The organism is Salinispora oceanensis, assembly GCF_000383575.1.
Taxonomy (GTDB): Bacteria; Actinomycetota; Actinomycetes; order Mycobacteriales; family Micromonosporaceae; genus Micromonospora; species Micromonospora oceanensis.
In genome coordinates, this window is sequence record NZ_KB911579.1 from 390,922 (window position 1) to 413,367 (window position 22,446).

Sequence of the window (22,446 nt, forward strand, 5' to 3'; positions counted from 1 at the left end):
ACTAAACTGCGGGCTACGCGTCTTCCTGGCTTCGCAACCACCGGTACGAGGGACAACACACTCCGTCGGCCGACAATGCTGGCGGGGTGGCCACGCGGCAAGGACGCTGGTGAGAGATCAGACGTCGGCCAGGGTCCGCAACGCCTCGGCCACGGTGAAGGCACCCGCGTAGAGCGCCTTGCCGGCGATTACCCCCTCCACCCCGACCGGCTCCAGGGCAGCCAGCGCACGCAGGTCGGCCAGGGTCGAGACACCACCGGACGCAATCACCGGAGCGCTGGTGCGGGCACAGACCTCACGGAGCAGCCACAGGTTCGGCCCCCGCATCGTGCCGTCCTTGGTGATGTCGGTGACCACATACCGGGACGCGCCGGCCCGGTCCAGCCGCGCCAGCACCTCCCACAGGTCGCCACCGTCCCGGGTCCAACCCCGAGCGGACAGGGTCTGCCCTCGCACGTCGAGGCCGATCGCCACCCGGTCGCCGTACTCGCCGCAGACCCGATCGCACCACTCGGGATCCTCCAGCGCGGCGGTGCCGATATTGACCCGAGCGGCCCCGGTCGCCAGCGCGGCCTGTAACGACGCATCGTCCCGGACTCCGCCGGAGAGCTCCACCCGCACGTCCAGGCGACGGACCACGTCGGCGAGCAACTCCGCGTTGGAGCCCCGACCGAAGGCCGCATCCAGGTCAACCAGGTGAATCCACTCCGCCCCGTCGCGCTGCCAGGCCAACGCGGCATCGAAGGGATCACCGTAGCTGGTCTCGCTACCGGCGGCGCCCTGCACCAACCGGACGGCTTGCCCGTCAGCGACATCAACGGCGGGCAACAGGGTGAGGCTCACAGAAAATCTCCTCGGATCAGGAACGACGGTCCAAGGCGATCACCACGATCGCCGGCAGTACGAGCAGCAGGAGCGCGACCAGCCCGAACCGCAACGCAAGATCATCTACTAGGGTCCAGATCATCAGGATCACGGCCACCGTCGACAGCACGATCGCGGCGCGCTCGCCGCGGGTTCGCCGGGGCAGCCGGCCGACCCGCCCCCGGCGTATCGTCGGGGTCAGCCGGCGAAGCAGTGCGCGCCGCTGAGCCTGCCGGGCGCGCTGCCGCTGCCGCACCGCCCGCCGCTGCGCTGCCTCCGCCTCCCGAGCCGCCCGACGCCGCGCCCGTTCCTTGCTCACCGAAGCCCCCCAGCGAAGTGGCCGGTCGCCGGCTGGGCGCTCGACGAAAGTGTGCCCAACCAGTTTCGCAGCAACACGGCCCCCGTGTCGGCGGACTTCTCCGGATGGAACTGGACGGCGCTGAGTGGGCCCCGCTCCACAGCGGCCACGAACTCCGCACCATGGTGGGCGGTGGTCACGGCAGCGCCGGCAGCGGCCAGCGCGGCCACCCCGTCCGCCGCGTATGAGTGAACAAAATAGAACCGGCTCGGGGCCAGGCCGGCGAAGAGCACCGAACCAGCCGGCGGCGATACCGTGTTCCAGCCCATGTGCGGCAGCCGCGCAGCGGGGAGTTGACCCACCTGTCCGGGCAGCAGCCCAAGACCATCGGTCACCACCCCGTGCTCGGCGCCACGCTCGAAGAGCACCTGCATGCCGACGCAGATGCCGAGTACCGGACGGCCGGCGGCGACCCGCTCGACAATCACCGGACCGGCGCCCAGCGCCGCTATCCCTGCCATGCAGGCGGCGAAAGCCCCGACGCCGGGAACCACCAGACCATCCGCAGCAGCAGCAGCGGCCAAGTCGTCGGTCACCGTCACCTCCGCGCCGGCCGCCGCGAGGGCCCGCTCCACGGAGCGGAGATTCCCCGACCCATAGTCCAGCACCACAACCCGGCTCACGAACCCTCCCCCGGCAGCAACCACAGGCCCCCGGCGACCGCCGCCAACATGGCCAGCGCCGCGGTGGTAAGCACCACCCCACGCGGTACTCCCTGCCGATGCAACGAGAGCGCCCCGCCGACCAGCACCCCAGCCAGAATCAGCAGCAGGATCGGTAGCACCCCACCCATCAGCGCCACGCTCCACTCACGATCATGGTCCTCACAGTCTCCCCTTAGTGCTGGGCACCACGTCGGCGAACCGCGGGTCCACGGCTGTCGCCTCGCGCAACGCCCGGGACACCGCCTTGAACTGGGCCTCCACCACGTGGTGGGCGTCCGGGTGCCCGCCCGGCCGGGCCGCTCGCAGCACGTCAACGTGCAGCGTGACCCGGGCCGACTGGCCGAAGGACTCCCAAATGTGTCGGGTCATGCTGGTCGGGTAGACCGGTCCGATGTACGGGGCGAGCGTCGGCTCGTCGTGCACGACATACGGCCGACCCGAGAGGTCAACGGCGGCCCGGACCAACACCTCGTCCATCGGAACCGTGGCCGAGCCGTACCGCCGGATGCCGGCCCGGTCACCCAGCGCGCGATCAACCGCGGCGCCCAGCGCCAACGCCGTGTCCTCCATCGTGTGATGCGCGTCGATGTGAAGATCACCGACGGTGTGCACGGTGAGGTCAAACCCGCCGTGCCGGGCGATCTGGTGCAGCATGTGGTCATAGAAGCCAACACCGGTCTCGATATCGGCCTTACCGCTACCGTCGAGGTCAATCTCGACGAGAACCTTGGTTTCCTTGGTGACCCGCTCGACCCGGGCGGTACGACTCATGACGACAGCTTCTCCACAGCGATCAGGAAGGCATCGGTCTCGGCGGGAGTGCCGGCAGTGACCCGCAACCAGCCGGGCAGGCCGACATCACGAACCAGGACCCCGGCATCGAGCAGGACCTGCCATGCGGCGCGCTGGTCCCCACCGACCTCGAACAACACGAAATTGGCGTCGCTGTCGGCGACCCGGTGGCCGCGGGCACGGAGTTCGGTCACGATCCGATCCCGCTGCACCTTGATCGCCGAGACGGTGCTCAGCAGCTCGTCGCGATGCGCCAGGGCGGCCCGCGCCGCCGCCTGGGTCAGCGCGGACAGGTGGTAGGGCAGCCGGACGAGTTGCACGGCCGCCACCACCGCCGGGTCGGCGGCCAGGTAGCCCAGCCGTCCCCCGGCGAACCCGAACGCCTTGCTCATCGTACGGGTCACCACCAGCCGGGGGTGGTCACGCAACAGCGACAGGGCACTGACCGTGCCGGCTCGGGCGAACTCCGCGTACGCCTCGTCAACCACCACCATCCCCGGCGCCTCGGCCAGCACGGCGGTGACCACGGCCAGGTCCAGGACAGTGCCGGTGGGATTGTTCGGCGAGCAGAGGAAGACCACATCCGGACGGGACTCACGGACCTGCGCCACCGCCTCGGCAACGGTCAGCCCGAAGTCGACGCCGCGCCGGGCCGGCGCCCACCGGGTACCGGTGCCGAGCGCCAGCAGCGGATGCATCGAGTACGCCGGCAGGAAACCGAGCGCGGTCCGCCCCGGCCCGCCGAAGACCTGGAGCAGTTGCTGGTGGACCTCGTTGGAGCCGTTGGCAGCCCATATTTGATCAAGATTGAACCCCGCACCCAGGTACGCCGCCAAGTCGCCACGGAGCGCCACCGCGTCCCGGTCCGGGTACCGATTGAGGTCCCGCAGCTCGGCGGCGATCGCCCGGCCGATCGTCTCGGCCACCGCATCCGGCACCGGGTACGAGTTCTCATTCGTGTTCAACCGAACCGACACGTCCAGCTGCGGCGCCCCGTACGGGGTCAGCCCGCGTAGGTCCGCCCGGATCGGCAGATCGTCCAGGCCGGTCACGCTGCTCCCTCCGGCAGCCGGGCGGTGACCGCCTGACCGTGTGCCGGCAGGTCCTCCACTGTCGCCAGGGCCACCACGTGCGGCGCCACGTCCCGTAGCGCGTCCTGCGTGTACTCCACCAGGTGGACACCGCGCAGAAAGGACTGCACCGACAGGCCCGACGAGTGCCGGGCGCAGCCCCCGGTAGGTAGCACATGGTTGGAGCCGGCGCAGTAGTCGCCGAGCGACACCGGCGACCAGGCACCGACGAAGATCGCCCCGGCGTTGCGCACCCGCAGCGCCCACTCGCGGGCATTCTCGGTCTGGATCTCCAGGTGCTCGGCCGCGTAGGCGTCCACCACCCGCAGCCCAGCCGCCAGGTCCGCGACGAGGACGACGCCGCTCTGCTCTCCGGTGAGCGCGGTGCCGACCCGCTCGGTGTGCCGGGTCGCCGGTACCTGCCGGGCCAGCTCCTGGTCCACCGCGTCGGCCAGCTCCACCGACGGTGTGACCAGCACGCTCGCCGCGAGCGGGTCGTGCTCGGCCTGGCTGATCAGGTCGGCGGCCACGTGCACCGGATCGGCGGTGTGGTCGGCCAAGATCGCGATCTCGGTGGGGCCGGCCTCGGCGTCAATGCCGACCACGCCCCGCAGCAACCGCTTGGCGGCGGTGACCCAGATGTTGCCCGGTCCGGTGATCAGGTCAACCGGCGCACAGAAGTCGGTGCTGTCGGGGTCAACCGAACTGCCGTAGGCGAGCATCGCCACCGCCTGCGCGCCGCCGACGGCGTACACCTCGGTCACCCCGAGCAGGGCGCAGGCGGCGAGCACCCGCGGGTCGGGCAACCCGCCGTTGTCCTTGCGCGGTGGACTGGCCACGACCAACGAACGCACCCCGGCCTCCTGCGCGGGCACCACGTTCATGACCACCGTTGACGGGTACATCGCCAGGCCACCGGGCACATAAAGCCCGACCCGATCAACCGGCACCCAACGCTCGGTGACCGTGCCACCCGGTACGACCTGCGTGGTGTGATCGCTGCGACGCTGCGCGGCGTGCACCCGGCGGGCCCGGGCGATCGACTCCAACAACGCGGCGCGTACCTGCGGGTCGAGCTTCCCCTCGGCCTCGGCGATCACCTCCACCGGGACCCGCAGCACCTCCGGCGAGACCCCGTCGAACCGCTCGCTCGCCGCCCGGATCGCCGGGTAGCCATGCTCCCGTACCTCCGCCACAAGCGGACGGATCCGCTCGACCGCCGCGGAGACGTCGAGCCGGGCACGGGGCAGCAGGCGGCGCGGGTCACGAACCCCGCCACGTAGGTCGATCCGGTGCAACACCCTTGCGAGTCTAGGCGGCTCGGGTCCAGACTGACCGGCACCGCCCACACGACGAGACGATGAGCCGAGACACACCCTCCGGAGCCGGATCGGGCTACCCTCGACCCGTGACTGCGCGGCTGCCGGTGTTCCCGCTCGGGACCGTTCTCTTCCCCGGTCTGGTGCTGCCACTACACATCTTCGAAGACCGATACCGCGCACTGGTGCGCCACCTACTCACCCTCCCGGAGCAGCGACCACGCGAGTTCGGCGTGGTGGCGATCCGGACCGGTTGGGAAGTCGCTCCCACCGCGCCGGACGGCCGCCCGCTGCCCGAGGACGACGTCACGCTGCACGAGGTGGGCTGCACCGCCGAGCTGCGCCAGGTGACCGAGCTGCCGGACGGTGGCTACGACATCGTCACCGTGGGTCGGCAGCGGTTCCGGATAGACAGCGTCAACCGGGCCAGCGCGCCCTACCTGACCGCCGAGGTCGAGTGGTTGCCCGAGCCGCACCCCCCGGACGAGGCCGGGGAGCTGTCCGCCCGGGTGACCGCGGTCTTCCGGCAGTACCTGGGCCTGATCCGCGCCGACCCGGAGGAGGCCTCGGAGCAGCTCCCGGAGGATCCGACCGTCCTGTCGCACCTGGTCGCCGCGACGGCCGCGCTGACCCTCGCCGACCGACAGCGGCTACTCGCCATCAACGACACCGCTGACCGGCTCCGCGCCGAGCTGCGACTGCTCAGCCGCGAGGCGGCTCTGCTGCGCCAGGTCCGGGCGGTTCCGGTGCCGCTGAAGGAGCTGGCGTCTCCGCCGACGCCCAACTGACGCCCGGCCCGGTCGACCAGTCGGGTGCCGGCTCCGGACGCAACGACGGCCAACGGGACCAGCCCGCCAGCAGGGTGTAACCGACCGCCGCGCCAAACGCGGGCAGCAGCACGTTGCCGTACGGCACCGGCAGTGGACCCCACCACCCCACGCCCCCGGCCCGCAGTTGCGCGGGTTGGCCGAAGGTCTGCCCCTCCGCGGCGGTCGCCAACAGGTGCTCGAAGGTGGCCAGCCCCACCTGTTGGCCGACCTGCCAGGCGACCAGCGCCGCGCCCAGCGACCCGAGCACGGCGGCAGCCAGTCCGATCGGGCCCCGGTAACGGCGCAGCAGGAACCAGAGGCCGACCGCGACCAAGACGCCGAAGCCGAGACCGAGCAGGCTGAACCAACCGTCGGCAGCGATCGGCTGCTCCGGCTGCGACTCGCCGTAGACAGCGCCCGACGCGGTCTGCAGCACCGGGGTGTCGGGGGCCAGCGTGGCCCAGAGCAATCCCAGCGGGACCCCGAGGATCATCACCCCGAATGCTCCCGCCGCCGCCCACCCGAGCTGTGGCCGGAGCCGGGTACGCGGCACCTCGGCAACGGGCGGCGCCTCGTACCAGGTCAACGAGGCGGGCGGTACCGGCCCGATGGCCGAAGCACGATCCGGGTACGGCGAAACGGGGCCATCGCCCGGCGCCTCGCCGTACGGCGGTACGGCCCCGGAACTGGGCCGGTCGGGGTCGGGGGTGTCCGCGCTCACCCGGTGATCCTCTCAAGAGTGGCGGCGCCGTGGGGCGCCGGTGACGACACGCCCACTCAGCGGGCGAACGGCTCCAGCATCACCGCGGCGGCGCTCAACCACGCCTCCCGGGTCGCCGGCTGAAGCTGGTGGTACTCGATTGACGAGCCGGACTCCAGGATCGGGTCATACGGCACCACGGTCACCGCCCGAGTCCGGGTAGCGAAGTGTCGTTCCAGGTCTGCGCGGAGCTCACTGCGCCCCGGAGTCGGGCACGAGATCAGGGTCACCGCGTTGTCGGCCAACTCCCCCATGCCCACCTCGTGTAGCAGGTCGAGCATCCAGTCAGCGCTGAACGCGGCGTCCTCCCGCGGCACCGTGGTGACCACGAGTTGGTCGGCCGCCTGCATGACGGTACGCCAGTTGGGGCTCTCCACGTTGTTACCGGTGTCCACACAGATCACGTCGTGGGTACGGCGGAGCAGCTCCAGCACCCGCCGGACGGTGAACTGGTCGAGCCGCTGGGCGAACCGGGGACTCTCCTCACCCGCCAGCACGTCGTACGAGCCGTCCGCGGCGTGCCGGAGATAGTCGTCGAGCTGGTCCAGCAGCTCCGGCCCGTCCTTGATCTCGATGTGCGCCAGGTCGCTGATCAGGTGCCGGATCGTACGGGCGTGCCGGGCGCTGCCCGCACGCAGCCCCAGCGTGCCCCGTAGCTCGTTGTCGTCCCAGGCCAGCACGCCCCGGCCCCGTACGCTGCCGACGGTCGCGGCGGCCAGCACGGTCGCAGTGGTTTTGTGCACGCCACCCTTGGGATTCGCGAACGCCAGCACCCGGGGGCTACCGAGCTCCCCCCGAAGTACGGCGGCGGCACGTTCCGACCCACTTGTCGCTGCGGGCTGCCGCCACTCCACCCTGGCGTAGCCGCGGCTTACCGCGGGCGGGTACGCCGGCGCAGAGCGATATTCGTTCCCAGACCGATACCCGGGATCGGCTGGATAGGTTGGCTCTGGCCGATGGGCCGAATCAGACCGGTAGCCGTTCTCCGCTGGCGGGGCGTGCCGGTAACCATTGTCGAGCAGGGCGTAGCGGGACTGCGCCGGTGGTGACTCCGGTTCGGAGTAGCGGGGCTCCGGGCCCGGGGTCCGAGAGCCCAGATCAGCCCCATACGCCGGCTCGGTCGGTAAACCCCGCTCGCCCCGGTATGCCGGCTCACCTCGGTGCCCCGCTTCCCGCGGATCGGCCCCGTAGGTTCGCGCCTCCGGGCCATAGGACAACTCGGCGGGCGGCGAGCCGGGGCCTGGCACCTGCGACCCGGCTGCCGGCACGCGGGCCGCGTAGCCGCCGCCGGCCGCGTAGCCGCCGCCGGCCCGTCGCGGCAATGGCTCGGCTGGGGCCGCCGGCCCCGACCGGTCCGGCCCGGCTGGTTCAGCCGCACGGCTACCGAGCCGCGCCCGGTCGAGCAACGCCCGCCACCGCGGTGCCGGTTCGGCCGGCTGACCCCAGCCGGTCTCGCTGCCCTCCACGGCTCGCCCTCCCAAGCTCCATGCTGCCCCGCCTGACAGGCTACGAACGAAAGCCTATTAGGGCTATACCGGTCCGCCTGCCACCGGGCCAGCCTCACCTTCCGAAACCGGTTCGGAAGCGCCGCCGTAGACCGCGTTCGCCGAGGTAGCCGGCGTGGTTGGCACCTCAGCGGCGTAGCTGGAGCTTGGTGAAATCGAGGGCGACTTCCGGACGTCCGGAACTGGGTCGGAGGCCGGCTCCTCCGTCGGCGTCGGCGTCGGCGTCGGCGTCGGCGTCGGCGTCGGCGTCGGCGTCGGCGTCGGCGTCGGCGTTGACGCCGGCGGGCTGGAGGTGACCGGTTCGGGGTCCGGGGTGAGGGTGGCCGGAGCCGGGACGTACGGGGTGGGGGCGGCCGGCGTAGGAGTGGGGACCGGATCCGGGACCACCGGGTCGGGAACAACCGGGTCCGGAACACCCACATCCGGGACCACCGGATCAGGAACAACCGGATCGACCGGGTCGGGGGTGGTCAGATCAGAGTCCGTGAGGGGGTGCGCGACCACATCCTGCTCTGGCAGGGGCGGGGTGAAGACGGTACGGTCCAGCCGACGCACCTCCGGCGCGGGGTCAACGACCCGCACATCCGGCTGGGACGCCACCTGGCGCAGCTCGATCGGCTCTGCGCGAACGACCGCCGCATAGACACAGGCGCACCCACCCCGGTAGGCCTTGGCTTCGGCCTCCGCCATCTGCGCCGCGCTGAGGTAGAGCCCGCGCTGCTCGCGGTGCTCCGGTCTCCCGTCGCTGATCGCGTCGGCCCGGGCCCGATAGTCGCCCGCCTCCTGTTCCTTACGAGCCGCCAACTCGGCCATGGCGGTGATCACGTCACCTGGCAGGCCCGGCACGTCGATTCGGACAACCTCGGTCTGCCGCTCTGGTAACGGCACCCTACCGATGACAGCTGCGACCGGCACGTCATTGAAGACGTTGGCGGCCTGATACGGCGTCAGGTACGTCGCCAGCGAGACCAGCGCGAAGGTGCCGCTCTCCGGAGACGGGGACGCCGTCGGCAGGGCCGCCAAGTCGTCCGTGGCGTCCCGCAGATAGCCGGGGATTGACTCCCCGGCAGCCACCCCGACCCGGGTCACCTCGTCCGTGGTGGGGGCACTGGCCTGCGGAGCACCAATCCCCCACACCGCGGTGACCGTCACCGCAAGACAGGAGAGCAGCACAGCCGCGAGGAGGACCCCGGGTTGGGCAGGGCCCTGGGCCAGCCGATTCGCCGTGCCCAAGAGGTGGGGTAAGAGCCGCTGATCCAGCTGGCGCAGCAGGTCACCGGAGCGCACGGACGGAGATCCCCCTCGTCGCGTTGGATCGGTCAGGTCATCGCCACGCCTAGTCCCGCAATAGTCCCAGCGCGCGGTCCAGGTCGTCAGGGTAGTCGCTGACGAAGCAGACCTCCGCCCCTGTTCCGGGATGACGGAACCCCAACTCCCGGGCATGTAGCCACTGCCGATCCAGGCCGAGCCGCTTGGCGAGGGTGGGATCGGCTCCGTACGTGAGGTCGCCCACACATGGGTGACGCAACGTCGAGAAGTGCACTCGGATTTGGTGCGTACGGCCCGTCTCCAGCCGTACGTCCACCAGGCTGGCCGCCGGAAACGCCTCAAGCGTGTCGTAGTGGGTGATACTGGGCTTACCACCCGAGACCACCGCCCAGCGGTAGTCGTGGTGTGGGTGCCGATCGATCGGAGCATCGACGGTGCCGCGCAACGGATCGAGGTGCCCCTGCACCACGGCGTGGTAGCGCTTCTCCACCTCGCGGTACTTGAACGCCCGCTTCAGGGCGGTGTAAGCCTGCTCGCTCTTGGCCACCACCATGATCCCGGTCGTACCGACGTCGAGTCGATGCACCACGCCCTGCCGCTCGGCCGCGCCGCTGGTGGCGATCCGGTGGCCGATCGCAGCAAGCCCACCGATCACGGTCGGTCCGGTCCAACCGGGACTGGGATGGGCAGCCACACCGACCGGCTTGTCCACCACCACGATGTCGTCGTCGGCATACACGACGCGGAGGCCGGACACCGCCCGCGGCACGACGGCCGGCGGAGCCGCCGGCGCCGGCAGCGTCACCTCCAGCCAGGATCCCGCCCGAATCTTGTAGGAATTAGCCCGCACCGCGCCGTCAACCAGGGCAGCGCCCTCGTCAACCAGGGCCGCCGCGGTTGTCCGGGAGAGCCCGAAGAGCCGCGCGACGGCCTGGTCGAGGCGGAGTCCGTCGAGTCCGTCCGGGACGGGCAACGATCGTTGGCCACCGCCGGCCGCGTACGCCGCCGTCATGCCCGCTCCCGTGGCGCGGTGGGGGTCACCCGTCGTCCGTCCCGGCCGAGCCGGCTGCCGTCGCGCTGACGGCCGGTCAGTTCGAGGAACACCGCGAGGCAGACGCCACAGACCAGGGCGCTGTCGGCCACGTTGAACACCGGAAATGCCCGTCCGTACGGCTCGAGGACACTGATCATGTCAACCACGTGACCGACGAACCAGCCCGGTGCACGGAAGATCCGGTCCATCAGGTTACCGAGTGCCCCGCCAAGCACCAGCCCCAACGACACCGCCCAGGGCAGGGAGCGCAGGCGCAACGCCGCCCAGAGGATCCAGCCGATCACGAGGATGGTGATCAGCGAGAAGACCCAGGTGTGGTCGGCGCCGATGCTCCACGCCGCGCCGCTGTTGCGGGTGAGGCTGAGATAGACCAGGCCGCCCAGGAGCTCGACCGACTCCCGACCCTCCAGTGCCTGAAGTGCCAGCTGCTTGGTCACGAAGTCGAGCGCCAACACGGCGAAGCCGATGCCGAACAGGATCGACGCGGCGCGGCGGCGATTCGTCCCACCGCCGGTCGCTACGGGCCCATCCGCCACGACGGGCCGGTCCGGCTCGGCCGGCTTCTCCGCCGCGACGGGCCGGTCCGGCTCGACGGCACTGTCCGGCTCGGGGGCCGGGCTGCCCACCGGCTCGGCGGGCCCGGCCGCCTCGGCGCGGCCGGATCCCGGGGTCGGTCCTGCGGTCATCTGCTCCCCATCGACGCTCGCGGCGGCGGCGCCGCCTCACCGGGCTGCTGAGGAGCGAGGCCTCAGCGCCGCTCCGCCAGCTGCTTACAGGTCACACAGAGGGTCGCTGACGGGAAGGCGGCCAGCCGCTCCACCGGGATCGGGTTGCCGCACCGCTCGCACCAGCCGTAGCCACCCTCGTCGAGCCGCTCCAGTGCCCGCTCGACCTGCGTGATCCGTTCCAGGATGCTGTTGGCGAGGGAAATCTCCTGCTCCCGCTCGAACGTCTTGGTGCCGGTATCGGCCTGGTCGTCCCCGGCCGAGTCGGTCAGCCGGTCGCGCTGCAGCTCGGTGATCTCGCTCAACGTCTGATCATACTCGGCACGAAGCTCGTCCCGCCGTGCTGCCAGGGCTGCCCGGATCTTCTCGGTCTCCGCCGCGCTGCGGGTGGACTTGGCCGCCGGCTTACGGCCGGCGGTCCTGGTGTCGGCTGGCTTCGCCATCGTCGCTCCCTTAGCCGCGGAGCCGCGGAGGACCGCGGCACCTGGACAGAGGCCGCCGCGTTCGGCGCCCCCAGGTACAAAACGGGCGCGCAGCCACAGGGCCGCGCACTCCGGAGGTTCGCAAGGATACGGAACGTACAGGCGTCCGACAATGTGGCGCACCGACGCCCTGACGCCCACCCCGAATTAACTCATCTCGGGCAAAAGGAACGCTAGCAGACCGATCGCTCCAACCCTCGCCGTAATCACCAAACCCATACGCCGCCCTCCGCCGCCCGCCACCACTCCGCCTAGCTCCGCCGTCTCAGCACACCCCGGCGGCGCGGAAAGCGTCCCGGTGTCGCGGCAGCGTCCCAGAGTCTCGACAGTCTCCGGCGTCTCGAAGGCGTCCCGGCGTTCAGAAGCAGAAAGAGCAGACGGCCGCCGACCCTCGGCGGAAGTAGCGACCGCCGCCACCGCACCCAGCCAGCAGCACCTGTGGTCTGGGTCCAGGGCGGGGCGCAGGGCAACGGTCAGGAACCGCGGGCGGGGAACCGAGGGCGGGGCCGCACCAGACGCAAGGCCAGGGAACGCGTGGCAGCCGACCGCCTCATCCGTCGCGGAGCTGGTGCAGCTTCTGGGCGATCTCGGCGCTGACCCCACCGACATAAAAGATCTTGTTTCGACCAGCCGCCCCAGCGCCCAGTGAAACCGCTCCCCGCCGGACTCCAAGCGCCTCGGCGAGGGCACGGCGCGCCGCCTCGGTGGCCCGCCCGTCCACTGGGGGTGCCGTCACCGCGATAACCAGAGCAGGGCCGTAAGGACCCAGGTAGCGGCCCCCAACCCAGGACCGAGACGACCCCGGTTTGACCCGGACCGCGACGGTCAACGAGTCACCGCCACGGGCGTCTGGCGCCTCAGGCACCGGTCCCGCCGCTGGCGATCCGCCCTGCTCCGGTCAACAGGGCGGCGACCGGGGCGCAGTGCGCACAAGGAGTAAAGCCGAGGTCTACCGCCTCGGCGACGGGAAGCGGCTCGGGCTCGCCGAGCAGCCGGGAGCAGCTGGCCAGGTGATAGCGGGGGCGGGCGTCAACCACCCACACCTCGCGGTCGAGTCGGGCCAGCCACGCTGCCTCCACCGGGGAAACCAACTCGGGAGCTGGCTCGTCGTTCGCAACCGGTTTGGAGACTGCGACCGGCGGCCCGGGTGGTTGCCGCCACCCGGTGCCGCCATGGTCGATCGGGGGAACATGCTGGCCGGGAAGCACAAAGCCGCCCGGTTGCCGGTCGGCACTCCCGCCGCCTCGATCAGGCTCGGGCGGGGGCCGCTCCGCCGCGGCCCGGGCCGTGGCCGCCTGGCGGGCACCCACGACGAGCGCGACGGCGGCCAACAGACTGGCCGCGATGGAGACAACCAGCAGGAGGCTGGAGCCATCAGCGAGGCCAGCCACCAGCAGCACCACTGCAACGAGAATGAGCAGGATACTGGCGACTATCAAAGCCCACCCCCGCGTCTCGTTCCGAATCTGAGCGAGACCGGGCGACCGTCAGCGCGACGACCGCCGGCCAGTGTGGTCAGCGACCGGCCTCCAGCGCACCAGAGCGACCGCCACCGTAGGAGCCGGCGAGTCCGGCCGCGGCGAGGCCGTTGCCACCAGCGGCACGCCCCCCACCATCAGTCCGGTCAAGCTCGATCTCCGGGCCCTGCCCACGGCTGTCAAGGTCACGCAGCTGGCTCTCCAGGTACGCCTTGAGGCGGGTGCGGTACTCGCGCTCGAACTGCTTGAGCTCCTCAATGTGCTTCTGCAACGCGGTGCGCTTGGTGTCCAGGCCACCCATGGCCTCCTGATGCCGCTGGCGAGCGTCCCGCTCCAGGGCATCGGCCTTGGCCCGCGCCTCGCGGGTGACCTCTTCGGCCTTCGACCGAGCCTCAGAGAGCACCTGGTCGGCTTCCCGACGGGCGTCGGTGACGTGATCGTCAGCGGTCCGCTGGGCCATCATCAGCACCCGGAGCGCCTGCTGCTCGCCGTCGCCGCCGGCTGGCACGGCACCGGCGCCGCGGACCTGCTCCAGCTCCGCCTGCATCGCGCGAGCCGCCTGCTCGGCCCCGGCCTTGTCCCGCTGGACCCGGTCGAGCTGGGCCTTCACGTCGTTGAGCTCGGCGGCGAGCCGGGCGTCACCGCCGGGGCCGACCGGACCGGCGGGGCCACCGCCGCGCCCACCGCGCTCTACCTGAGCGCGCAGCTCGTTGTTCTCCTCGATCAGACGGGCCAGCTCACGCTCGACCTCGTCCAGGAAGGCATCGACCTCCTCCTCGTCGTACCCCCGCTTGCCGATCGGCGGCTTTTTGAAGGCGACGTTGTGGACGTCGGCCGGGGTCAGCGGCATCGAAACTCCTCGGGTCAGTTGCGGCCGCGAAAGCGCATCGGTCATCCAGCGGTCCTGGAGATCGACGGCCCTAACACGAACTCCATCAGCACGAACAGGATAACCAGGAGCACAAGGGAGGCCAGGTCGATGCTCACGGTACCAATTCGCAGCGGAGGGATCACACGCCTCAACGCGTGGAGCGGGGGATCAGTGACGCTCCACACGGTTTCCAGCCCCGCAGACGCCCCACGCCCTGGTTGCCAACGCCGGCCGTACTGGAGCACCGCACTCAACACAAATCGGGACAACAAGATTAGAAGAAAGACAAACAAGACCAGATAAAGAACCTGGAGCAGGATTGACAACACGCTAGTGACGTCCCTTGCACTCGGGCTGATCAACTGAGGCTGAAGAAGCCGCCCTCAGCGATCTTGGCTTTGTCCTCCGCGGTGACCTGGACATTGGCCGGCGAAAGCAGGAACACCCGGTTGGTCACGCGCTCGATCGTACCGCGCAGCCCGAACGCCAGCCCGGCGGCGAAATCGACCAGTCGCCGCGCATCCGCCTCATCCATCTCCGTCAGGTTGATGATGACGGGGACGCCGTCGCGGAAGTGCTCGCCAATCGTCCGCGCCTCCCGGTAGGTCGTCGGGTGCAGCGTGGTGATCTGGTAGCGCTGCTCCTCCTCCACCGGCACCCGCTCCCGGACCGGCGCCTGCGGCGCCAAGGCCAGATTGTCACGGGTGTGGTAGGTCAGGGCTCCAGACGACTCGGGGGCGGACCGGGTGATCGACCGGACGCTGGTGCGCTCGACCCGCTCCGACTCCTCACCCTCCTCGCGGTGATCCACGTCACTCGACCGCGCCGCAGCCCGCTCCAGGCGCCCCCGGTCGCCGATCCGCGAACGGGGCGGAGCGGCCTCCTCAACGTCGTCATCCTCTTCTCCGAAGTCCTCGGAGTATCGGCTCGACCGATACCGCGACTCGCGGTAGCCCCCCTTGTCGTAACCACCGTCGTCGTAAGCCCGCTCGTCGTCCTCCTCGACCAGACCGAGCCAGACCCCCGCCTTGCGCAGCGCACCCATCCCGCGCCCTTCCCGTCCGCCCTACGGCACGCACCCCCGTGCCATGTCGCCTGCCGCAAGTGGATCAATTTCTGCTCGTCGGATCGACACCCCCGGGCACGCGCTTCGCGTTGCGCGCCGTAACCCCGACGAGAGGAATGCCACTCCCACCAAACAACACCGATGTAATTTGCTCCTGGCGGTCAGGCTACCGCAGCGTGGGGCGCATTCCGAGTAACGCGCTGCCCACCCGGACATGTGTCGCGCCGTGCCGGATCGCCGATTCCAGGTCCCCACTCATGCCAGCCGACAAGAACCTCGCCTGCGGATGCTGGGCCCGGAACCCGGCCGCCACCTCCGCCAACCGGGCAAACGCCCGGTCCGCCTCCCAGCCCAGCGGTGCCACCGCCATCAACCCGCTGAGCCGCAGCCCGTCGGCACCGGCCACCACCTCAGCCACCGGATCGAGACCCGTGTCCGGGTCGGTGGAGTCGGGCAACGCACCGCCGCGACCCACCGCCCCGTCGATGCTGACCTGAAGGAGCACCTCCAACGGCCGGTCCCGTTCCGCCGCCGCGGCCCGATCCAACGCCCGGGCCAACCGGACGCTGTCGACCGACTGCACCACGTCGGCGTACCGGACCACCGACTTCGCCTTGTTCCGCTGCAGCTGGCCGATGAAGTGCCACCGGGGCGTCACGCCCGCCGCGGCCACCTCGGCGGCCTTCACCGCGGCCTCCTGGTCCCGGTTCTCCCCCACCTCGATGGCCCCGAGCCCCACCAGAGCGACAACGTCACTCGCCGGGTACGTCTTGGTCACCGCGATCATGGCCACCTCCCCCGGGTCCCGACCCGCCGCCGTACAGGCGTCGGCGATTCGGGTGCGGACTCGGGCGAGGCCAGCTGCGAGATCGGCGTTGCGGTTGGTGGGCACCGCGGCGGGGGTGTTGGTCATCGGCAGGACTCAGGAACCGTTCTTGAGGAAGTCGGGGACATCGACATCGTCGAAGAGAACCCGACGTGGCGACTGCTGCGGGGCGGGAGTGGTGGGCGGCGCCGGTACCGCTGGCGTGGCCGGTGCCGGCTGATTTTGATTCGTCTTACGGGCCGGCTCGGCCGCCTTGTAAGCGGGCGCGCCTCCGTCGAAGCCTGCGGCGATGACGGTGACCCGCACCTCGTCGCCGAGGGCGTCGTCGATAACCGCACCGAAGATGATGTTGGCCTCCGGGTGGGCCGCGTCGGTCACCAGTTGCGCCGCATCGTTGATCTCGAACAGTCCCAGGTCGGAACCGCCAGCGATCGAGAGCAACACGCCGCGCGCGCCATCCATGCTCTGCTCCAGCAGCGGGCTGGAGATGGCCGCCTCGGCCGCCTCCACCGCCCGGTTCTCACCCCGAGCACTACCGATTCCCATCAGGGCGCTGCCGGCACCGCTCATAACACTCTTGACGTCGGCGAAGTCCAGGTTGATCAGACCGGGAGTGGTGATCAGGTCGGTGATCCCCTGCACACCGGAGAGAAGCACCTGGTCCGCGGTGCGGAAGGCATCCATCATGGAGATGTTCCGGTCACCGAGCGCGAGGAGCCGATCGTTCGGAATCACGATCAGCGTGTCGCACTGGTTCCGCAGCTCGTCAATGCCGGCCTCAGCCTGCACCTGGCGGCGCTTGCCCTCGAACGAGAACGGCCGGGTGACCACGCCGATGGTGAGCGCGCCGAGCTTGCGGGCGATGTTCGCCACCACCGGAGCTCCGCCGGTGCCGGTGCCACCGCCCTCGCCGCAGGTCACGAAGACCATGTCGGCGCCCTTCAGAACCTCCTCGATCTCGTCGCGGTGGTCCTCAGCCGCGTTCTTTCCGACATCCGGGTTGGCACCGGCACCCAGACCGCGGGTCAGCTCCCGCCCCACATCGAGCTTGACATCGGCGTCACTCATCAGCAGTGCCTGTGCATCGGTGTTGATCGCGATGAACTCGACGCCCTTGAGCCCAACCTCGATCATTCGGTTGACGGCATTCACGCCGCCGCCACCGATACCGACGACCTTGATGACCGCCAGGTAGTTGTGCGGAGGTGTCATCTGAAGGTCCTTTCCCCCTCGAGATTGGCATGGGCCGCGCCACTCGGCTTGCCCAGGATCAACGGTTGACGACGCGGCCATCACCAGGGCTCGGGTGTTAACCCTCACCCTCTACTAGAGGGTTACATTTATGTCAACCACTGATCCTCTTCGGGGCAACGTAAGCGCCTCCGCCCCATGTGCCAAGCAACCCGGCGGCGTGTCGCCCCGGCGGGCAGATCACACATCACCGGACGGTCACCACGTCCGGAGCGCTGACATCGATCGTGGCCGCCGCCCCGTTCAGTAACGCGGTGGCAACCTGCGCCTTCTCTGCCCCCCGGCTCGCGTCCCCCCACACCACCCGCCGCTCATCGCGCAGGTGAAGCGTGAGTCGAGCCAGCCCTTCCACCGTGATGTCCACGAGCTCGGCCCGCAGCTGCGGGGTAAGCACGGCGAGCACCGCCAGGGCGGCCTGGGTCTCCGAATCGGCCGGGCCCGGCGCCGCCAGCCGAATCACCGGCAAGCCGTCGGGGGGAGCCGACAGCCGGCGGAAGACGACCCCAGCAGCATCCACCACGAGAAACTGCCCCTCCTGCGGCACCACCGCCGCACCGGTTCGCTCGGTCAACCGGACCACGAGGGCATCCGGCCAGTCCCGCGTCACGTCAACCCGCTCGACTGCCGGCAGGCCACCGATACGCTCCGCAGCGGCCGCGAGGTCCACCCGGGCCAGCGGCGTGCCGTCGGGCACACCGGCGACATCACGCACCTCGATCGAGGTCACCAACTCGGCGCCCTCCACCCGCACCTCACGCACCCCGAACAGGCCAGTGCCGACCAGCACCCAGCCGACCAACCCCGACAACGCCAGTCCGCCAGCCGCGAGCGCCCACGGCAGAACCGCGCGCATTCGGCGTCGCCGGGCCCGAGCCATGAATCGTCGAGTTGAGGCGGGAACCGCGTCCCGCCCGGCCCGAACCAGCTGCCAGCGACGGACCGCCGGCCCCCGGCGGCCGACACCCCCCTCCACCCCAGAGCTACGCCGACGCGTAGGCCCCGAACTCATCCGGCGGTGGAAGCATCAGGAGCGGAGCTACCCGGGAGGTCGGGAACGGTGCCCCCGATCGTCGTCGCACCCCCGACGTCACCGCCGGGCACGATGCCCGTGGGGCCCGCGGCACCCCGCTCCGACAACGCGTCGAGTAGCTGGTCGCCCAGGAGCGAACTCGGTGGCGCGCCCATCGTCACCACAACATCGCCCGGCTTGGCCCGGCGGGCCACCTCGACCGGAGCCGCCTCCCAGGAGTCCACGAAGACCTTCCGGTCGGCCGGCAGCGGTACCGCCTCGATCAGCGCCGCCGACCCCTCCCCCGGCTCCCGCAGTTCCCCGGGGCCGAAGACTTCCAGCAGCACCAACTCGTCGGCGATAGCGAGGGCCTCGGCGATCTCCGCCTGCAGATCCCGGGTGCGGTAGAGCCGATAGGGCTGGAACACCACGATCAGCCCTCCGTCACCGGCCACCTCCCGCAGCGTCCGCAGAGCCAGCGCAATAGGTGTCGGGTGGTAGGCGTACTCGTCGTAGACCAGCACATCGTCCGCGACGCCCTTACGCTCGAAGCGCCGCCGCACGCCGGGAAAGGTCGCGAGCGCGGCCTGCGCCGCCTCCAACGGCAGGTCCAACAGGTACTCGGCGAGTACCGCCGAGGCACTGTTGAGGCCCATGTGCCGCCCCGGCACCGGCAGCCGAAACTCCCCCAGCGACCGACCGTCGATCTCGGCGAGATACCGGATGCCCCGGGTGGATGAGGCCATCTCGGTCAGCCGTAGATCCGCGTCGGCCGAGGTGCCGTACGTGTACACCCGCCGTCCCTCGGCACGCAGCGTCTCGACCAGTCGCCGGCTACCCGCGTCGTCGGCGCAGGTGATGATGAAGCCGTCCGGGTCGGTGAGGCGGGCGAAGTCAGCGAAGGCCGCTTCCAGATTGGCCAGGTCACCGTAGGTGTTCAGGTGATCGGCCTCAATATTGGTGATGATCGAGACAAATGGTCGATAGATCAGGAAGGAGCGGTCGCTCTCGTCCGCTTCCACCACGAAGTACTCGCCCGTGCCGTGGTGCGCACCGGAACCGACCTCGGATATCTCCCCGCCGATCACGAAGGACGGATCCACCCCGGCTTGCTGGAGCACCATGGTCACCATTGAGGTGGTGGTGGTCTTGCCGTGAGTGCCCGCCACCGCGACCGTCCGCCGGCCCGTCATCGCCGCGGCAAGCGCCTCGGAGCGGTGCAGCACCCGCAGGCCACGACGGCGCGCCTCCACCAGTTCCAGGTGGTCAGGCGGGATTGCCGAGGAGTAGACGACGGTGTCCACACCGTCGAGGTTGCCCACCTCATGGCTCATGTGGATGGTGCCACCCAGGGCTCGCAGGCCCGCCAGGGATGGCCACTCGCGCAGTTCGCTGCCGGAGACCGAGATCCCGCGGGTAAGGAAGAGCCGGGCCAGGCCGCTCATCCCGACCCCACCCGCCCCAATCAGATGGATGGCGCCGAGATCCTCCGCAGTCAGCTGGCCGGCCGGCGAAAACTTCGCCGCACTCTTCCCACTCACCGGACCACCGCCTCATAGACAAAGTTGAGTAATGCTTCATCGCCGTCGCGATGCCCGTACGCGGCCGCGGCAGCCCCCATCGTGGCCAGCCGGTGCGGGTCACGGATCAGCGGGATCACCGTGCTCTCCACCCAGGCCGGCGTCAGCTCGGCGTCGTCAACGAGTAGCCCGCCCCCGGCCTCCACCACCGGCAACGCGTTACGTCGTTGCTCCTGGTTGCTGTGCGGATACGGCACATAGACCGTCGGCAGCCCGACCGCCGCCACCTCTGCGCAGGTCATCGCCCCGCCCCGGCCGAGCATCAGGTCGGCTGCGGCGTACCCCAGCTCCATCTGCGACAGGTAGGGCAAGGTCACGTACGGTGCGGGCAGGTCGGTCGGCACCGACACCGCCTCATTGCGGGCACCGACCACGTGCAGCACCTGCACGCCGTTCCGAGCCAGCTCCTTGGCCGCCCCGGTGACCGCAAGGTTGATCGAGCGGGCGCCCTGCGATCCGCCGGCGACGAAGAGCACCGGCAGGTCCGGACGGAGACCGAAGTGGGCGCGGGCGGCGGTACGCATGGCGGCCCGGTCCAGACCGGCGATGCCCCGGCGTAGTGGCACCCCCACCACCCGGGCCCCGCGCAGCGACTCGGCCTGCGTCGGCTGGTGTGGGAAGCCCACCGCGACGTGCTTGGTGAACTTCATGCCCAGCCGGTTGGCCACCCCCGGCGGCACATTGACCTCGTGGATGACGATCGGCAGCTCCCGTCGCCAGGCGGCGAGGTACGCCGGGACCGAGACGTATCCGCCGAACCCCACCACCGCATCGGCCTGCACCTCGTCAATGACCTTGCCGGCCGCCCGGGCGGCGGTCCACATCCGGCCCGGGGTCTTCACCAGGTCCAGATTGACCGAACGGGGCAGTTGGTGTGCGGGGATCTGACGCAGGTCGTACCCTGCGGGCGGGATCAGCTCGTTCTCCAGCCCCTTGGGCGTGCCCAGGCAGGTGATCCGGATACCGGAGTCGTGCCGGCGCAGGCAGTCGGCGAAGGCGAGTAGCGGGTAGATGTGCCCCCCGGTACCACCTCCCGCAAGCACCACCGAACGCAGCGGACCCATCACCGTCTCCTCTCCTCCGCCGACCCACGCCGGGTCCGGTTCGCCCGGACGGCACGCGGTGCGGCCTGGTCCTCTTCATGCCGCCCCCGGGGCGCCCGGGCCCGGGGAGCTGGTGGGGATCCCGGGCGGCGCCGGCCGGGGAGCGGCGGCAACGGGGCCCAGACTAGTCGGACCCATCGGGCCGGCGGACGGGCATGCAGGGCTCTCGCCGCATCAGGTTCGGCGCGCGCGAACGAGGCGAGCATGCCGACCGCGGCGAACGTGACCACCAGAGCCGTCCCGCCCTCGGAGATGAATGGCAGCGGCACGCCGGTCAGCGGCAGCAACCCGATCACGCCACCGATGTTGATCACTGCCTGGCCGATCAGCCAGGCGGTCGCCCCGGCGGCGGCGAGCTGCCGGAACCGGCCGGTCACCCGGCGGGCGATCCGCAACCCGGTGTACGCGAGCACCGCGAAGAGCGCTACGACCACACCGCACCCAACGGCACCCAGCTCCTCAGCGATGATCACGAAGATGAAGTCGTTCTCCGCCGCCGGAAGCGCACCCCATTTCAGGGAACCCTTGCCCAACCCGGTGCCGAACCAGCCACCGTGCTCGATCGCGTACCGAGCTTGGAGCATCTGGTAGCACTCGTGCGCCTTGCAGGTGTCGAGCGGCGGCGGGTCAAAGAAAGTCGTCAGCCGGAGCAGCCGGAAATTGGGCCCCTCCTCGCCCGACCCGGTCGATCCGGCGCCGAAGGAGGCGACCGCCACCAGCAAACCAATGCCGAGCAGGCCGATCGCGCCCAACACCGCGAAGACGCGCAACCGCACCCCGGCCGCCCACAACAGCCCGATGACCAGGGCCAGCAGACAGAGCAGCGTGCCCAGGTCGTTGTAGCCGACCAGCACGAACAGCAGCCCCAGCACCGGGAAGAGCGGCGTGGCCAACTCCCGCCACCAGCCGAGCCGGGCGCCCTTTCGGGCGAGCACGTCGGCCCCCCACAGGACGAGGGCGAACTTCGCGAGCTCGGAGGGTTGGACCTGGAGCGGCCCAAAGTACAGCCAGTTCCGGTCCGCGGAGAACGGGCCGACCTGTTCGACACCGGCCAGCGAGCTGACCACGAGCAAGAGATTTAGGAGCAGCAGCAACCCCACCGCCCCACCGAGGGCCGGCCAGGCGACCGCCTGGAAGGTGCGGACCGGCAGCCGCTGGCACGCCCAGAAGGCCAAGATCCCGAACACCGCGAAGATGGCCTGCTCGGTCAGGGACGCGGTGGCGTCGCCGCGTACGGCGAAGTCCTCCACGCTGGTCACCGAGAAGACCATGGTGAGACCGATCAGCAGCAGCAGGCCGACGCTGAACAGCAGAAGGTAGTAGGAGGCCAGCGGCCGGTCCAGCAGGCCACGTAGCGCGGCCAACCCGCCGGTGGCGCTCAGACCGTGCAGGGGCGGAGCGTCCGGAGCTTCCTCGGGTGGCCGCGCTGCCGGCGGAGCCTCGGCGGTACGCGTAGTCCCCGGCGGCCGACGCCGCCCCGCCCCCGGGCTGTCCTCTTCATCTGGTCCCTCCCCCACCCGCCCATCATCGCGGGTGGGGGAGGCGTGGCCCGCGCAACCGTCTCCTCGGCGTGTCGAGACGCTGGGTCCG

At 70.4% G+C, this 22,446-nt stretch carries 25 protein-coding genes; 1 reads left to right on the plus strand and 24 read right to left on the minus strand.

All coding sequences use genetic code 11. The features are described from left to right. Positions 1–117: 117 nt before the first annotated feature. Genes priA through hisD form a run of 7 tightly spaced genes read right to left on the minus strand, consistent with a single transcriptional unit; the run spans position 118 to position 5,050 of the window. Positions 118–843, minus strand: a complete 726-nt coding sequence (priA, locus tag SALPAC4_RS0101565) for a bifunctional 1-(5-phosphoribosyl)-5-((5-phosphoribosylamino)methylideneamino)imidazole-4-carboxamide isomerase/phosphoribosylanthranilate isomerase PriA (RefSeq protein WP_019868872.1) — start codon at positions 841–843, stop codon at positions 118–120. A 16-nt stretch (positions 844–859) separates the two neighbouring features. Then, positions 860–1,183, minus strand: a complete 324-nt coding sequence (locus SALPAC4_RS0101570; protein WP_019868873.1) for a hypothetical protein — start codon at positions 1,181–1,183, stop codon at positions 860–862. After that, positions 1,180–1,845 (minus strand): imidazole glycerol phosphate synthase subunit HisH, encoded by a 666-nt coding sequence (gene hisH / locus SALPAC4_RS0101575; protein WP_019868874.1) that lies wholly within the window; start codon positions 1,843–1,845, stop codon positions 1,180–1,182. The genes SALPAC4_RS0101570 and hisH overlap by 4 nt, the downstream gene beginning before the upstream one ends. Then, positions 1,842–2,015, minus strand: coding sequence for a hypothetical protein (locus SALPAC4_RS27880; protein WP_018730760.1), 174 nt, complete (start codon positions 2,013–2,015; stop codon positions 1,842–1,844). Before SALPAC4_RS27880 ends, hisH begins: the two co-directional genes overlap by 4 nt. A 31-nt stretch (positions 2,016–2,046) precedes the next feature. Beyond that, positions 2,047–2,658, minus strand: a complete 612-nt coding sequence (gene hisB / locus SALPAC4_RS0101585; protein ID WP_018730759.1) for an imidazoleglycerol-phosphate dehydratase HisB — start codon at positions 2,656–2,658, stop codon at positions 2,047–2,049. Further along, complete coding sequence (locus tag SALPAC4_RS0101590; protein ID WP_019868875.1) at positions 2,655–3,731, minus strand: histidinol-phosphate transaminase; 1,077 nt, start codon at positions 3,729–3,731, stop codon at positions 2,655–2,657. The genes hisB and SALPAC4_RS0101590 overlap by 4 nt, the downstream gene beginning before the upstream one ends. Next, the gene (hisD, locus tag SALPAC4_RS0101595; RefSeq protein ID WP_019868876.1) at positions 3,728–5,050 is read right to left on the minus strand and encodes a histidinol dehydrogenase; all 1,323 of its coding nucleotides are present in this window, start codon (positions 5,048–5,050) and stop codon (positions 3,728–3,730) included. The genes SALPAC4_RS0101590 and hisD overlap by 4 nt, the downstream gene beginning before the upstream one ends. A 107-nt stretch (positions 5,051–5,157) precedes the next feature. On the opposite strand from hisD, the gene SALPAC4_RS0101600 reads away from it, so the two are divergent. Next, positions 5,158–5,856 carry an LON peptidase substrate-binding domain-containing protein gene (locus SALPAC4_RS0101600; RefSeq protein WP_019868877.1) on the plus strand — a complete coding sequence of 233 codons (699 nt, stop codon included), beginning with the start codon at positions 5,158–5,160 and terminating at the stop codon, positions 5,854–5,856. Here SALPAC4_RS0101600 and SALPAC4_RS0101605 read toward each other — a convergent pair. From SALPAC4_RS0101605 to SALPAC4_RS0101685, 17 genes are all read right to left on the minus strand, one after another. Next, complete coding sequence (locus SALPAC4_RS0101605; RefSeq protein WP_019868878.1) at positions 5,771–6,598, minus strand: DUF2567 domain-containing protein; 828 nt, start codon at positions 6,596–6,598, stop codon at positions 5,771–5,773. The two genes, SALPAC4_RS0101600 and SALPAC4_RS0101605, sit on opposite strands and share 86 nt — an antisense overlap. Positions 6,599–6,654: 56 nt before the next feature. Beyond that, positions 6,655–8,103 carry an AAA family ATPase gene (locus tag SALPAC4_RS0101610; protein ID WP_019868879.1) on the minus strand — a complete coding sequence of 483 codons (1,449 nt, stop codon included), beginning with the start codon at positions 8,101–8,103 and terminating at the stop codon, positions 6,655–6,657. Positions 8,104–8,166: 63 nt separating this feature from the next. Continuing rightward, a complete protein-coding gene (locus SALPAC4_RS0101615) occupies positions 8,167–9,429 on the minus strand; it encodes a hypothetical protein (RefSeq protein ID WP_019868880.1) in 1,263 nt (420 codons plus the stop codon). Positions 9,430–9,478: 49 nt separating this feature from the next. Continuing rightward, positions 9,479–10,423 (minus strand): RluA family pseudouridine synthase, encoded by a 945-nt coding sequence (locus tag SALPAC4_RS0101620; protein ID WP_018730752.1) that lies wholly within the window; start codon positions 10,421–10,423, stop codon positions 9,479–9,481. Beyond that, the gene (gene lspA / locus SALPAC4_RS0101625; RefSeq protein WP_019868881.1) at positions 10,420–11,151 is read right to left on the minus strand and encodes a signal peptidase II; all 732 of its coding nucleotides are present in this window, start codon (positions 11,149–11,151) and stop codon (positions 10,420–10,422) included. Before lspA ends, SALPAC4_RS0101620 begins: the two co-directional genes overlap by 4 nt. Positions 11,152–11,213: 62 nt before the next feature. Then, complete coding sequence (locus tag SALPAC4_RS0101630) at positions 11,214–11,633, minus strand: TraR/DksA family transcriptional regulator (protein WP_012183523.1); 420 nt, start codon at positions 11,631–11,633, stop codon at positions 11,214–11,216. 589 nt (positions 11,634–12,222) lie between these two features. Beyond that, complete coding sequence (locus tag SALPAC4_RS0101635; protein WP_026323388.1) at positions 12,223–12,537, minus strand: DUF167 domain-containing protein; 315 nt, start codon at positions 12,535–12,537, stop codon at positions 12,223–12,225. Further along, a complete protein-coding gene (locus tag SALPAC4_RS0101640) occupies positions 12,530–13,075 on the minus strand; it encodes a hypothetical protein (RefSeq protein WP_019868882.1) in 546 nt (181 codons plus the stop codon). The genes SALPAC4_RS0101635 and SALPAC4_RS0101640 overlap by 8 nt, the downstream gene beginning before the upstream one ends. 112 nt (positions 13,076–13,187) lie before the next feature. Beyond that, the gene (locus tag SALPAC4_RS0101645) at positions 13,188–14,000 is read right to left on the minus strand and encodes a DivIVA domain-containing protein (protein WP_019868883.1); all 813 of its coding nucleotides are present in this window, start codon (positions 13,998–14,000) and stop codon (positions 13,188–13,190) included. Positions 14,001–14,041: 41 nt separating this feature from the next. After that, positions 14,042–14,350 (minus strand): YggT family protein, encoded by a 309-nt coding sequence (locus tag SALPAC4_RS0101650; RefSeq protein WP_019868884.1) that lies wholly within the window; start codon positions 14,348–14,350, stop codon positions 14,042–14,044. A 29-nt stretch (positions 14,351–14,379) separates the two neighbouring features. Then, positions 14,380–15,066: a cell division protein SepF gene (locus SALPAC4_RS0101655; protein ID WP_019868885.1), complete on the minus strand. Its 687-nt coding sequence runs from the start codon at positions 15,064–15,066 to the stop codon at positions 14,380–14,382. A gap of 187 nt (positions 15,067–15,253) precedes the next feature. Then, complete coding sequence (locus tag SALPAC4_RS0101660) at positions 15,254–16,000, minus strand: YggS family pyridoxal phosphate-dependent enzyme (RefSeq protein ID WP_019868886.1); 747 nt, start codon at positions 15,998–16,000, stop codon at positions 15,254–15,256. Positions 16,001–16,009: 9 nt separating this feature from the next. After that, positions 16,010–17,125, minus strand: a complete 1,116-nt coding sequence (gene ftsZ / locus SALPAC4_RS0101665) for a cell division protein FtsZ (protein ID WP_018730744.1) — start codon at positions 17,123–17,125, stop codon at positions 16,010–16,012. A gap of 226 nt (positions 17,126–17,351) precedes the next feature. Continuing rightward, the gene (locus SALPAC4_RS0101670; RefSeq protein ID WP_027644624.1) at positions 17,352–18,137 is read right to left on the minus strand and encodes a cell division protein FtsQ/DivIB; all 786 of its coding nucleotides are present in this window, start codon (positions 18,135–18,137) and stop codon (positions 17,352–17,354) included. A 32-nt stretch (positions 18,138–18,169) separates the two neighbouring features. Next, a complete protein-coding gene (murC, locus tag SALPAC4_RS0101675; protein ID WP_019868888.1) occupies positions 18,170–19,714 on the minus strand; it encodes a UDP-N-acetylmuramate--L-alanine ligase in 1,545 nt (514 codons plus the stop codon). Next, positions 19,711–20,817 (minus strand): undecaprenyldiphospho-muramoylpentapeptide beta-N-acetylglucosaminyltransferase, encoded by a 1,107-nt coding sequence (gene murG / locus SALPAC4_RS0101680; protein WP_020608467.1) that lies wholly within the window; start codon positions 20,815–20,817, stop codon positions 19,711–19,713. The genes murC and murG overlap by 4 nt, the downstream gene beginning before the upstream one ends. Next, a complete protein-coding gene (locus SALPAC4_RS0101685) occupies positions 20,817–22,247 on the minus strand; it encodes an FtsW/RodA/SpoVE family cell cycle protein (RefSeq protein WP_050565011.1) in 1,431 nt (476 codons plus the stop codon). Before SALPAC4_RS0101685 ends, murG begins: the two co-directional genes overlap by 1 nt. Positions 22,248–22,446: the final 199 nt, after the last annotated feature.

Coding starts and splice junctions, on each gene's coding strand:
- SALPAC4_RS27880 (WP_018730760.1), bottom strand. CDS start 2,015: ATGGGTGGGGTGCTACCGATCCTGCTGCTGATTCTGGCTGGGGTGCTG.
- hisB (WP_018730759.1), bottom strand. CDS start 2,658: ATGAGTCGTACCGCCCGGGTCGAGCGGGTCACCAAGGAAACCAAGGTT.
- SALPAC4_RS0101620 (WP_018730752.1), bottom strand. CDS start 10,423: ATGACGGCGGCGTACGCGGCCGGCGGTGGCCAACGATCGTTGCCCGTC.
- lspA (WP_019868881.1), bottom strand. CDS start 11,151: ATGACCGCAGGACCGACCCCGGGATCCGGCCGCGCCGAGGCGGCCGGG.
- SALPAC4_RS0101630 (WP_012183523.1), bottom strand. CDS start 11,633: ATGGCGAAGCCAGCCGACACCAGGACCGCCGGCCGTAAGCCGGCGGCC.
- SALPAC4_RS0101645 (WP_019868883.1), bottom strand. CDS start 14,000: ATGCCGCTGACCCCGGCCGACGTCCACAACGTCGCCTTCAAAAAGCCG.
- SALPAC4_RS0101655 (WP_019868885.1), bottom strand. CDS start 15,066: ATGGGTGCGCTGCGCAAGGCGGGGGTCTGGCTCGGTCTGGTCGAGGAG.
- SALPAC4_RS0101660 (WP_019868886.1), bottom strand. CDS start 16,000: ATGACCAACACCCCCGCCGCGGTGCCCACCAACCGCAACGCCGATCTC.
- ftsZ (WP_018730744.1), bottom strand. CDS start 17,125: ATGACACCTCCGCACAACTACCTGGCGGTCATCAAGGTCGTCGGTATC.
- murG (WP_020608467.1), bottom strand. CDS start 20,817: ATGGGTCCGCTGCGTTCGGTGGTGCTTGCGGGAGGTGGTACCGGGGGG.